Genomic DNA, 12,046 nt, shown 5'->3' with positions numbered 1-12,046 from the left:
ATGGAGGGCGCCAGGCAGGAAAAGCAGGTGCTTTTTCAAAGGAAGTCAGATTCTTTCTGCAGGAATTCTGCCTGTTCTCTTTGTTGAATTTTCAGGAAAGAAGGTGTGCGGCCCGGCAGCCCTTTATGCCATAAAACGGTAAATGGCATAAATATTGCTTTTTATCCTGGTGTCAATTATTTAATTTACGAGAGGAGGATAAAATGAAAAAAGTTTTAATTGCAATGTTATGTCTCATATTATGTCTTGGGCTGATGACAGGCTGCGGCGGAGGAGGTGGCGATGATTCTGCTGCGGACGGCGATCAGATCACGATCCGTATCGCATCGGATGAAACCAGCGATACCCCTTGCTCAGAAGCGACTGAAATTTTCAAAAAAGAAGTTGAGGAAAAATCCGGCGGCAAAATGACCGTAGAATATTTCTGCGACTCCGCCATGGGCGATGAGAGAGAAATCGCCGAATCCGTCAACATGGGCAATCTGGAAATGGGCATCATCTCCGGATGTTACCTGGCGACCTATGATGAAAACTGGTACCTGGTTGATATGCCATATGTATTCAAAGACAGAGACACCATGTACAAGCACCTGGACGGCGAAGTAGGACAGATTCTCAAGGATGGTCTGAAAGAAAAATCCAAGATCGAATGCCTCGATTTCGCTGACGGTTCCTTTAAGGTTCTGCTAAACAGCAAAAAAGAGATCAAAACCGTCAACGATATGTCCAATCTCAAATTCAGAAGCCAGGAAAGCCAGATGAACATGTCCATCTATAAGGCATGGAAGTCCACGGCTGTTCCCATGGGATTCAGCGAAATCTATACGGCTCTCCAGCAGGGAACGGTCGATGGCGTAGATACATCGCCCCTGTATCAGAGAAGCGGAAAGTTCTTCGAGGTGGGCAAATACTACACCATGACCAACCATCAGGCCCTCTTGATGAACAGCATCATCAATACCGACTTCATGGCTTCGCTGCCTGAAGATATGCAGCAGGTGATACGGGATGCCAGCAAAGAAGCTTATGGCGTTCAGGAAAGAGCCATCGTTAAGGAAGCTGAAGAATACGCATGCAAAGTTATGGATGACGCTGGATGCAAACGGCACGATTTGACTGAGGCTGAATTAAAGACCTTCAAAGACGCCAGCAAGGCCGTATACGACGAATACAGCAAAGTCGTCGATCCGAAACTATATGAATTGATGGGACTCTAATTCAAGGAGCGGGTGTTCCGGGTAAAACCCTTACCCGGAACGCATTTAAAAAGAAACAGTTGCTTATGCGGAAGCGAGGAGAACAATGAAAACGATACGCAAAATAGTAAGCGGCTATGACTTTATTGAAAAATGGGTTTTGATTGTTTTGACACTCATTATGGTAATCGTTATCGCCGCACAAGTATTTACTCGTTATGTACTGGGGGATGCGCTGTACTGGTCCGAGGAACTGGGCAAATTCATCTTTGTTTGGATTTCCTGGCTGGGAGTGAGCGCGGGAATGAAAGAAAAAGAGCATATTCAGGTCAGGCTGGTACACGACGCCCTCACAAAAAAGGGACTGGTAAAAGCACAAGAAACGCTGGAACTGCTCTTAAACCTATGCTGGTTTATCACAAGTGTGATCGTAACCTATTATGGCATAGGCATCGTGGGCATGCAGATGGACACAGCCGTCTACGGCGCTTCCACAGGAATCCCCATGTGGATCCCGTATCTGTGCGTACCAGTCAGCGGATTTATCATCTGTCTGAGACTGATCGGGGAGATGTACAAAAATGTATGCGATCTGTTTGTAAAGAGAAAGGAGGGAGTAAATGGGTAGTATTGTAATGCTGTTCGGAGGAATGATCCTTTTGATTTTCATCGGCGTTCCGGTGGGATATGCCATCGGTCTGTCTACCATCTGCACTTATGCAGCTTACTCAAATGTCTCAATTTCTCTGATATCACAGAACTGTTTTACCGGACTTAATTCATTTGTTTTATTGGCAATCCCGTTTTTTATTCTGGCTGGAGTCATCATGGGAGAAGGCGGAATCGCAAAACGACTGGTGGATTTGGCGGATGCCGTCATCGGCTTTGTCACCGGCGGACTGGGAATGGTAGCTATTTTGACCAGCACCTTCTTCGGCGCCATCACAGGTTCAGGAAACGCCACCACATCAGCAGTGGGAGCATTATTGATCCCTTCCATGGAGGAAAAGAAATACGGGAGAGTTTTCAGCAGTACGCTGGTAGCATCTGCGGGAGCGATCGGCATTATCATTCCGCCCAGCATCCCCTTTGTTATTTATGGAGTGTCCACGGGCACCAGCATCGGCGACCTGTTTATCGCGGGTATTATCCCGGGACTGCTGATGGCCCTTGTCCTCATGGTAGCATGTTATATTATTTCCAAAAAGAACGGTTACGGCGGCAGTGACACCAGACCGAACGCAAAGCATATTCTCATTGCTGCCAGGAATGGGATCTGGGCTCTGCTGGCGCCGGTGATTATTTTGGGCGGTATCTATGCAGGTATCTTCACCCCGACCGAATCGGCAGTAGTCGCGGTTGTCTATTCTATTCTGGTGGGATTTTTTATCTACCGGGAGCTGACGATCAAAAAACTGCTGGATGCGATTTACAAGACGGCGATTATCAATGGAATCACCAGTTTTATCATCGCCTTCTCAGCGTCTATGTGTAAGTTCATCAGTATTGAACGTATTCCGGATATGATCTGCGATGCCATTACCAGCATAACCGACAGTAAAATCATCATCCTGCTTTTGCTCAATATTGTACTCTTGCTGATCGGGATGCTCATTGATATTATTCCGGCTATCATTATTTTAGCCCCGATCTTTTTGCCGCTGGTGGAATCCTACGGTATGAGTCCAATCCAGTTCGGTGTCATGCTTGTTCTCAATCTGGGGATCGGTTTTGTAACGCCGCCTTATGGCTCAACTCTGTTCGTTGCTTCGGCCATATCCAAGATACCAGTAGATCGAATGTTTAAAACAGCCTTCGTCTTTACCGGAGTTTTGAGCATTGTACTGCTGATCGTTACTTATATACCGGCGGCATCCTTGCTGCTGGTCCAGTAAAGATAACGGCTGCGCTGTACGAAAAAGAATCATAAAAGGAAGCGCTGCCCATACGCTTCCTTTTTTCTTTAGTGTTTCTTTACACGGTACTAATTGTTTCTGACTTTATAGCTAAAAATGATTAGGAGGTGAAAGCCTTTGGAAAAAAGGCACCATGAGTATCGTTCAGATAAATTAGTCAGCGGTGATTATTTGCTGCCATATGCAGTATGGCGGAGAAAAAAGAATAAATCGAAATATTTTGAAATTTTGCGAGAGACAGATGTTTCATTTCCAATGGAAGATAGCTGTTTCAGGAGCATGGCCTGACAGCAGCCCTTTCCACTGGCACAATTATTGCTCCTATTAAGGGATGAAAACCATTTCTGAGAGGAGGGAAACATGAAAAGCGTATTAATTTCAATAGCTGGTGTTTTTGAACAGCAGGAAAAAGTCCGGGAGGTGAAATGATGGATAAAACGTTCAAAATTTGGGAAGTCGGCGACTGTTATATTATGATCGACTTTGGGCTTGTGAAAAGCGTCGAAGTTAATATAAAAGCCACCCTGTTGAAGGATATGATGGAGAAGGAAGGCGTTGATGGAATCGTTGAATCCATTCCATCCAATTCTTCTCTTGTCATTAAGTATGATCCCAAAATCATTGAATTATCCAAAATCGTTCAATTGATGCACGATTTTCTGGATAGGATCGAATCCAAAGATAATTTGGAGATCCATTCAAGGATTATCGAGGTGCCAATTCTCTTTGATGATCCGTGGACCAAGGAATGCGTAGAAGATTATTGCAGGAAAATCAAACCCATTGAGAACAACATCGAGCTCATCTGCCGGGAAAACAAACTGGATGGACTGGAAGAACTCAAGTACAAATATTTGTTCCCCCAGCACTGGGTCACCTACGTCGGATTCACACCCGGCCTGGCCTCCAGTCTGTGCCTCGATCCCAGATGCGATTTAAGCGCGCCCAAGTACAATCCGCCGCGGCTGGAAACACCCACAGGTGCGGTCGGCATAGGCGGCTCCAACACATCCATCTATCCGTTGGTAAGTGCGGGCGGCTTTCAGCTGTTTGGCATAACGCCGATACCGCTGCTGGATTTAGATCAGCGGCTGGATGGATTTAAAGATTCTCCGGTTTTGTTTAAAGTGGGCGACCGAATCAAGTATGTTGAAATCGATATGGACGACTATAACCGGATCAAGCAGCAAGCAGCTGACGGGACCTATCATTATAACATTATCCCATATGATAAATTCTGCCTGGGCGGATATCGGGAGTTCTTAGCTGAAGCGGGAACAAAGTAGAGGAGGTGATTTGATGTTGAAGATATTAGAAACCGGATTGAGAGTTACGGTGCAGGATTATCCGGGCAGACAAGGGTTCGCCCATCTGGGAATACCAATTTCCGGCGCAATGGATGGTCTGGCGCTGCGGGTCGCCAATGCGCTGGTGGGAAACGACGAGACGGAAGGCGGTTTGGAATTTATCTATAAAGGAGCGAAAATTCAGTTCAGCCAGGATACCATATTCAGTGTATGCGGAGCATCGGCGAATGTAACCCTCGACGGAAACCCCATCGACTTATGGAGCGCCCTTTATGCGCAGGCAGGTCAAATCCTGGATTTTTCCTTTGCCTCATCCGGCGTATATTCCTACCTAGCAGTGAAGGGGGGCATTGATGTTCCTAAGGTTATGGGCAGCAAATCCACGTATGCCACATCCTTGCAGTTCGGCGGCTATAAAGGTCGTTTTCTCAAAGCAGGCGATGAAGTCCCAGTAGGCGCAAAGGTATCCAGGAGCGAGTATGAACCCAGGAAATTGAAGACGGAGTACATTCCGGACTACCGGGAGCCTGCGGAATGTGAGCTGATGCTCGGTTCTCACTGGGATTGGCTGACAAAGGAAGACATCGATCTGGTTTATTCCAGTGAATTTACGGTGAGCCGCGATTCCAGCAGGCTTGGATACCGGCTGGAAGGTCCTGAATTCCAGTTTTCAGAGATCGCCCATGGAAAACCTGCCGCAACCGGCGCTTTTCCTTCCAACATATATGACACCGGATACTACCACGGAGGTGTAAATCTGGCAGGTCAAACCCTCGTGATCTTTACCGCCGATTATCCGACGGCCGGCGGCTATATCCAGCCCTTTTTCATACCGGACTGCTGTCTGTGGAAGGTGGCGCAGACCAATTTGGGCGGGAAGATCAAATTCAAGCGAATCACCATCGATGAGATAAAAGCTGTTCGAGAAGACTTTGAGAACTATATAAACCCGGAAAGATTTGAATGAATCTGCTTATCTGAGAGGAGAAGGTTATGAAACAGATTGATATTAATTGCGATATGGGAGAAAGTTTTGGAAAATATACGATCGGATGCGACGAAGATATGATGGCGGAAGTGATCTCAGCAAACGTGGCATGCGGGTTCCATGCGGGAGATGCCAATGTGATGTGCAAAACGGTCAAATTAGCGAAAGAAAAAGGCGTTGCCGTAGGAGCCCATCCCGGATATCCGGATTTGGCCGGATTTGGAAGGCGTTATATGACTTTGACCCCGGAAGAATTATACAATTACACCGTTTTCCAAGTGGGATCCCTGGTGCAGTTTCTCAAAATCAACGATATGGAGCTGAATCACATTAAGCCCCATGGCACCCTTTATAATACGCTGATCGATCATGATGATCTGGCGGAAGCCTTTGCCAAAGCCTGCCGGGATATAAAGCCCGGATGCAGCGTGTATTTTATCGGCTCGATGCAGGGGAACTGCCTGGAGAAATACTGCGATCAGTATGGTTTGAATTATGTCAGCGAATTTAATTGCGATACGGACTACACACCGGAAGGAAAGATCTTGATCCGCAAGTCCTATGGACATATTACACCGGAAGATAGCGTAAAGAGGGCCATAAAGTTCTTGGAAACAGGACAGGTGGCGGCATCTGACGGATCGACTCTGACCTTCAAAGCAGATTCCATCTGTGTTCACGGCGATTCCGACACTTGTGTGACCACGATAAAGCTTCTCAAAAAAGGACTGATGGAAGCAGGATATGAGCTGAAAGGATAGATTGTTTTTGTGAAAGGAGAGAACCATGGCAAATATTACAAGCCCGATGCCGGGAAAGATTTTGGAAATCAACGTTGAAGTAGGCCAGCAGGTTACGAAGGGACAGGAGCTTTTAACCATGGAATCGATGAAAATGGAACTGCCCATCGTAGCGGAAGAAGGTGGAACAGTAACATCCATTCATGCAAAGGTTAATACAGCTGTAGCGGGAAACGCGCTGTTAGTAGTAATAGAGTAATGAAATCGTTAAACCTGGTTTTTAAGATAGGAGGCTATCTATGAGCGAAGCAAAAGTAACCGTAGATAATTTTGAAGAATATTCGCAGGAAGCGGTTCCCATGGCAGCCAGAAGGTCTATGGTCAAGCCCCTGGTTGTGTGGATTGGATACGCGTTCTTTCCATCGGGAATCGCGGCGGCCATTACCATCGGAGGAAGCTTTTCCTTTCTGCAGGCAGCGCTTATCGTGTTCATCGGCTGTATCGTATTGGTATTTATTTCAGGGACCATGGGGGCCATCGGCGCGAAAACCGGTTTATCCTTTGGCCTGATAGCCCGTTATGTATGGGGCAGCAAAGGCGGCAGAATTGCCGCGCTCATACCTCCGATCGGTCTGATCGGATGGGGCGGCACGCATATTTCATACGCGGCGGAGTTCTTAACCACCGCCTTTCATATCAACTATTATCTGCTGTGTTTCTTAATGGCAGCGGTATTCTGTGCAATCGCCCTTGTCGGCTTCAAATACATGACATGGGTTGCTAATTTAGCTGTTCCTGTGAGCATTATTTTGCTGGGCATCGGCGCATATAAGGGCTTGCAGGAGATCGGGGGATGGGATGCGCTTCTCAACGCCGATCCTGTAGGCACGCCAATAACCGTCATTTCCGGCATCACTTTGATGGTAGGCACGTTTGCCTGCGGAACCGGGGGCGGCTCCACCGATATTCAAAGATGGTGCAAGAGTCCTTTCCAGGCGGTCATGGTCGCAGTTGTTACCTTCGGCGTTGCATACGTATATTTGATGCTGACCGGTACGATTATTTCCCTGGGAGCAGGAACCACAGACGTGGTACAGGCTTTCGCCGGTTTGGGCATGCTGTTTTCTGCGACGTTCGTCGTATTGTTCCTGACATGGACGACTTGCGATACTGATTACTATACTTCGTCCCTGGCTATTTCTGCGGCTACGGGATGGAAAAGAGCGTACGGAGTCGTAATCATGCCCACCATTTCCTGTGTGCTGGCAATGACCCACTTCTCACAGTATTTGAGCATTTTTCTAATCGTTATGGTAGCCTTGATTGTTCCGCTGATGGGCGTTGTTACAGCCAATTTCTTAGTGGTAAACAAACGAAAATATCCAGATATCAGCGTACTGAAGGAAGGCCTTGTTCCTGAGTGGCAGCCAGGCAGTTTTATTGGTCTGATCCTGGGCGCTGTGACGGTAATTCTTACCGAACAGGTCTGGAATATAGGCTGTCCGGCTATCCAGGGGATCGTTGTGGCCTTTGCAGCGACAATCCTGTTCGATAAACTAATCTATCGCCCATTGCCGGAAAGAGAAGCAAGGCTGTAGGTGATTTTCATGTGGAACCGAGGCATGTTACAATAAACAAACATAAGGGGAAGCACTATGAGCGTTCAAGTTTCATATGCTTCCTCTTTTTGGAACCAGTTGGCCTGATTTAAGATGAAGGATGAGCTTTAATGAGAATGATAAGGAAGGTGCGGCGATGAATCCTATTAATTGTATCTGCAGGCAGTGCAAGAGCAGAAGCGAATGTCATAAGGACAAAATGGATGTTGTATTTCGAATTATGGACAACGAAAACGACGTCACCCTGACGGATGGGAAGGGGATCGTGCTGCGAGTCAGCGATTCCTATGAAAACCATTACGATGTGGCGAAAGAGGACGTCATTGGAAGGTCGGTATACGAGCTGGAAGAACAGGAGATCTTTAAACCCTCTGTAACGGTTGAAGTGCTAAAGGAAAAGAAAAAAGTCACCCTGATGCAGCGGAATAAAAAAGGGGAAAAGGTTTTGACCACAGGTGTGCCAATCCTGGACGAAGATGGGGAGGTGGAGTATGTCATCAGCTTTAATTCCATTGACATTGCCAATGTGACAACCTTACATGACAATTACAGCAAACTCACCCAGCTAATGAAAGAATACAGCGCCGAAATCCAACATTTGAAAATGAAAGAACTGGAGGAAAACTCCCTGATCGCCAAAAGCAAAGAAATGTCGGATATTAAAGACTTAATCCTGCAAATTGCGGAGGTGGATGCCAATGTGCTGATTACCGGGGAGACCGGTGTGGGAAAAAGCATGGTTGCCAAAATGCTCCATCAGACCAGCAGCCGGGCAGACGGCCCCTTTATTGAAATTAACTGCGGGACCATACCTCAGACGCTGCTTGAATCCGAGCTGTTCGGATATGAAAAAGGAGCCTTTACCGGAGCCAGCCAGAAGGGAAAACTGGGAAAAATCGAGCTGGCCAACGGCGGCACCTTGTTCCTCGATGAAATTGGAGAATTGCCTCTGGATATGCAGATTAAAATCCTGCAGGTTATCCAGCAGAAGGTAATCAGCAGAATCGGAAGCCTGGAAAAAACTGCAGTAGACTTCAGGCTGGTAGCCGCAACAAATAAAGACCTGGAAAAAGCCATCCGGCAGGGGGAATTCCGTGAGGATTTGTATTATAGACTGAGCGTGATCGATATTTATATTCCGCCCCTGCGGGAGCGCAGAGATGACATCGTGCCCCTGATTCTCAATTTCATGGAAAAATTCAATGCACGGTACCGAAAGGTGCTGTCCGTATCTTCGGATGCGCTGAGTCTTTTGGAAAGCTACGACTGGCCGGGGAATATCCGGCAGGTGGAAAATTTCATCGAGCGGATCGTCATTACCTTTAAAGGAAAGATGGTGGACGGCAAAGATCTGCCTAAGGCATTTCAGCCGGGTCAGAGGAAACCGGTCGATCTTGACGGCAGTTCCCTGTCCCGCATGCTGGATGAATATGAAAAAGAAATCTTTACCGACGCACTGGAAAAATACAGGACAAGCGTCGCTGTGGGCAAGGCGCTGGGTATCAGTCAGACCACCGCGGCCCGCAAGCTTAGAAAATATATTCCCGGCTATACCTATCTCAGATTGGAGGATAGCCAAAAGTAACTAGCCTAGTCGAATCTGATTAGGCCTTGAAATCAAAGGAAGCGGGCGCCTTTTTCAGTTCGTAGTCAGTCTTGACTTGATGAGGTGGAGCATGAGCGTGCCCCCGTCTTTGATCACGGCTTTCACGATAAAAAAGGGAACCCCTTAATTCTGTTGAAATTCTGGGGTTTTCGCTTTTTTTTACCCTATGAGAGCCAAGAATTTGATTCTTGGCATAAAGCTTGCGATACATTATAAACGTGAAAACGAAATCACAGGAGGTAAACAGTGAAATACATAAAAATTGAGAAGCAGGAAGCCATCGAAATCATAAAAGTAAACAAGCCTGAGGTGCTCAACGCATTGGACGGAGAGGTGCTTTTGGAGCTGGAAGAAGCCATCGGGCAAGTGGCAGAAGATGAAAGGGTGAAGGCGCTGATCATCACCGGCGAGGGCCGGTCTTTTGTTGCCGGAGCCGATATCGCGGCCCAAAGCGTACTGGACGCCCAGGGCGGCAGAGCCTGGGGACGGAAAGGAAGCGCCATCTTCCGCAAAATTGAACTTTTGGAAATCCCCACCATTGCGGCGGTCAACGGATTTGCCCTGGGAGGCGGATGCGAGCTGGCCCTGAGCTGCGATCTGATTTTGGCCAGTGAAAAGGCCAAGTTCGGACAGCCGGAAGTGGGACTGGGCATCACGCCGGGATTTTCCGGGACTCAGAGGCTGCCCCGGCGGGTAGGGATCGGCAAGGCCAAGGAGCTGATCTTTACCGGAGACGTGATCAAAGCAGCAGAGGCGGAACGGATCGGCCTGGCCAACAAAGTGGTGCCGCCTGAGGAGCTGATGGAGGAAGCGATCAAGCTGGCGGAGAAAATCATCAGCAACGGCCCCATCGCGGTGAAATATTCCAAGGCGGCCATTGACCGGGGCATGGATGCGGATCTGGACACGGGAATCCGGACGGAGAACGAACTCTTCGCCATGTGCTTTGCCACCCAGGATCAAAAGGAAGGCATGCAGGCTTTTCTGGAAAAACGGGACGCAAAGTTCGTGAATAAATAACAAGGGCATGGAATTATGAAAAAAGTGAACATCATGACTGCGGAAAAGGCAGTCGAACAAATCGAAGACGGCATGACCATCGCCACCGGGGGCTTTGTAAGCTGCGCCTGCCCGGAAGCCTTGTCCAAGGCATTGGAAGAGCGGTACTTGAAAACCGGGCATCCAAAGGATCTGACGCTGTTTTTTGCTGCAGGACAGGGTCACCGGGACGGGACCGGGGGAGACCATTTCGGCTATGAAGGCCTTGTGAAACGGGTGATCGGCGGACACTGGGACCGGGCGCCCAGGCTGGGAAAGCTGGCCCTGGAAAACAAGATCCAAGCCTACAACCTGCCCCAGGGCGTCATCACCCATATGTACCGGGACATTGCGGCCCACAATCTGGGAACCATCACCCATGTGGGGCTGCATACCTTTGTCGATCCCAGGAAAGGCGGAGGCAAGCTGAACGCTGTCACGAAAGACGATCTGGTAAAGCTGGTGGAAATCGAGGGCCAGGAACGGCTGCTCTACAAACTGTTCCCCATCGACGCGGTTTTTCTGCGGGCCAGTTATGCAGATGAATACGGAAACTGTACGGTGCATCGGGAAATCGGACCTCTGGATGTGACCGCCATGGCGCAGGCGTGTAAAAACAGCGGCGGCAAAGTGATCGTTCAGGCGGAACGGATCGTGGAGGCAGGTTCGCTGGATCCCAAGCTGGTCAAAATTCCGGGCATTTATGTGGACACCATCGTGGTGGGAACCGAAGAGGAAAACATGCAGTGCCTGGGAATGCCCTACGACGGCTCGCTGACCGGTGAATTCCGGATTCCCTTTGAAGATATTCCGCCGGCAGAACTTTCCCAAAGAAAGATTATCGCCAGACGGGCGGCCATGGAACTTCCGCCGGATGCCATTGTCAATCTGGGAACAGGCGTGCCGGAAGTGATCGCAAACGTTGCGGCCGAGGAAGGCATAGCCGGCTATATGACTCTGACCGTAGAAGCTGGTTCCATTGCCGGCGTGCCCATGGGAGGGACCCAGTTCGGTGCAGCGGCAAATTCCATGTGTATACTGGAGCACAATGTGCAGTTTGATTTTTACCAGGGAGGCGGCCTTGATATCGCGTTTCTGGGCCTGGCGGAAACCGCGGCCAACGGGGATCTGAACGTTTCCAAGTTCGGAGATCGTCTGGCGGGAGCAGGCGGGTTCATCGATATTACCCAGAATGCAAAAAAGGTATGCTACTGCGGCTCCTTTACTGCAAAAGGACTGGAAATTGAATGCCATAACGGAGGCTTGAAGATCAAAAAAGAAGGGGCGCGGAAAAAATTTGTGAAAGAAGTGGAGCATGTGACCTTTTCTGGCGATTACGCCAATCAGGTCCATCAGCCGGTGCTGTACATCACAGAGCGGGCCGTTTTCGAGCTGAGGCCGGAGGGACTGACTTTGATCGAAATCGCTCCGGGGATCAACCTCCAAAAGGATATTTTCGACCAGATGGAATTTGTTCCGCTGATCGCAAAGGACCTCAAGCTGATGGAGGAGCGCATTTTTAAAGAAGAGCCCATGGGGCTTCATAAATAGAACAAACGAGGAGGAAGACAAATGGAATTCAGTTATTCAAGAGAACAAGAGATGGTAAAAAAGATGCTGAAGGAGTTCGCAGAGA

11 protein-coding genes are annotated in these 12,046 nt (G+C 48.5%); all 11 read left to right on the top strand.

Translation table 11 applies throughout. The features are described 5' to 3' along the window. The first annotated feature begins 203 nt into the window (after positions 1-203). The 11 genes from LG211_RS09745 to LG211_RS09695 all read left to right on the top strand — a co-directional run bounded on the left by LG211_RS09745 (position 204) and on the right by LG211_RS09695 (position 11,961). Positions 204-1,217 (top strand): TRAP transporter substrate-binding protein, encoded by a 1,014-nt coding sequence (locus tag LG211_RS09745; protein WP_148396546.1) that lies wholly within the window; start codon positions 204-206, stop codon positions 1,215-1,217. 85 nt (positions 1,218-1,302) lie between these two features. After that, complete coding sequence (locus LG211_RS09740) at positions 1,303-1,824, top strand: TRAP transporter small permease (RefSeq protein ID WP_148396547.1); 522 nt, start codon at positions 1,303-1,305, stop codon at positions 1,822-1,824. Further along, entirely contained in the window at positions 1,817-3,091 is a 1,275-nt protein-coding gene (locus tag LG211_RS09735) for a TRAP transporter large permease (protein ID WP_148396548.1), read from the top strand. The genes LG211_RS09740 and LG211_RS09735 overlap by 8 nt, the downstream gene beginning before the upstream one ends. A gap of 446 nt (positions 3,092-3,537) precedes the next feature. Continuing rightward, positions 3,538-4,398: a 5-oxoprolinase subunit B family protein gene (locus LG211_RS09730; RefSeq protein WP_269477395.1), complete on the top strand. Its 861-nt coding sequence runs from the start codon at positions 3,538-3,540 to the stop codon at positions 4,396-4,398. Positions 4,399-4,411: 13 nt separating this feature from the next. Next, entirely contained in the window at positions 4,412-5,386 is a 975-nt protein-coding gene (locus LG211_RS09725; protein WP_148396550.1) for a 5-oxoprolinase subunit C family protein, read from the top strand. Between the two features lie 26 nt (positions 5,387-5,412). Continuing rightward, positions 5,413-6,168 carry a 5-oxoprolinase subunit PxpA gene (locus LG211_RS09720; protein ID WP_148396551.1) on the top strand — a complete coding sequence of 252 codons (756 nt, stop codon included), beginning with the start codon at positions 5,413-5,415 and terminating at the stop codon, positions 6,166-6,168. Between the two features lie 25 nt (positions 6,169-6,193). Next, complete coding sequence (locus LG211_RS09715; RefSeq protein WP_148396552.1) at positions 6,194-6,406, top strand: acyl-CoA carboxylase biotin carboxyl carrier protein subunit; 213 nt, start codon at positions 6,194-6,196, stop codon at positions 6,404-6,406. Positions 6,407-6,446: 40 nt separating this feature from the next. After that, positions 6,447-7,745, top strand: coding sequence for a purine-cytosine permease family protein (locus LG211_RS09710; RefSeq protein ID WP_253019864.1), 1,299 nt, complete (start codon positions 6,447-6,449; stop codon positions 7,743-7,745). A gap of 157 nt (positions 7,746-7,902) precedes the next feature. Next, positions 7,903-9,351, top strand: a complete 1,449-nt coding sequence (locus LG211_RS09705; protein WP_253019863.1) for a sigma-54 interaction domain-containing protein — start codon at positions 7,903-7,905, stop codon at positions 9,349-9,351. Between the two features lie 267 nt (positions 9,352-9,618). Further along, complete coding sequence (locus tag LG211_RS09700; protein WP_148396555.1) at positions 9,619-10,392, top strand: enoyl-CoA hydratase-related protein; 774 nt, start codon at positions 9,619-9,621, stop codon at positions 10,390-10,392. A 15-nt stretch (positions 10,393-10,407) separates the two neighbouring features. Next, entirely contained in the window at positions 10,408-11,961 is a 1,554-nt protein-coding gene (locus LG211_RS09695; RefSeq protein ID WP_269477394.1) for an acyl CoA:acetate/3-ketoacid CoA transferase, read from the top strand. The last annotated feature ends 85 nt before the right edge of the window (positions 11,962-12,046 follow it).

The sequence above is a fragment of the Hominibacterium faecale genome, from assembly GCF_020734085.1.
GTDB classification, from domain to species: domain Bacteria; phylum Bacillota; class Clostridia; order Peptostreptococcales; family Anaerovoracaceae; genus Hominibacterium; species Hominibacterium faecale.
Note: the sequence above shows the minus strand (reverse complement) of the source record. Positions and strands in the feature narration are given on the sequence as shown.

Coding starts and splice junctions, on each gene's coding strand:
- LG211_RS09710 (WP_253019864.1), top strand. CDS start 6,447: ATGAGCGAAGCAAAAGTAACCGTAGATAATTTTGAAGAATATTCGCAG.
- LG211_RS09695 (WP_269477394.1), top strand. CDS start 10,408: ATGAAAAAAGTGAACATCATGACTGCGGAAAAGGCAGTCGAACAAATC.
- LG211_RS09725 (WP_148396550.1), top strand. CDS start 4,412: ATGTTGAAGATATTAGAAACCGGATTGAGAGTTACGGTGCAGGATTAT.
- LG211_RS09745 (WP_148396546.1), top strand. CDS start 204: ATGAAAAAAGTTTTAATTGCAATGTTATGTCTCATATTATGTCTTGGG.
- LG211_RS09715 (WP_148396552.1), top strand. CDS start 6,194: ATGGCAAATATTACAAGCCCGATGCCGGGAAAGATTTTGGAAATCAAC.
- LG211_RS09730 (WP_269477395.1), top strand. CDS start 3,538: ATGATGGATAAAACGTTCAAAATTTGGGAAGTCGGCGACTGTTATATT.
- LG211_RS09740 (WP_148396547.1), top strand. CDS start 1,303: ATGAAAACGATACGCAAAATAGTAAGCGGCTATGACTTTATTGAAAAA.
- LG211_RS09735 (WP_148396548.1), top strand. CDS start 1,817: ATGGGTAGTATTGTAATGCTGTTCGGAGGAATGATCCTTTTGATTTTC.
- LG211_RS09720 (WP_148396551.1), top strand. CDS start 5,413: ATGAAACAGATTGATATTAATTGCGATATGGGAGAAAGTTTTGGAAAA.
- LG211_RS09705 (WP_253019863.1), top strand. CDS start 7,903: ATGAATCCTATTAATTGTATCTGCAGGCAGTGCAAGAGCAGAAGCGAA.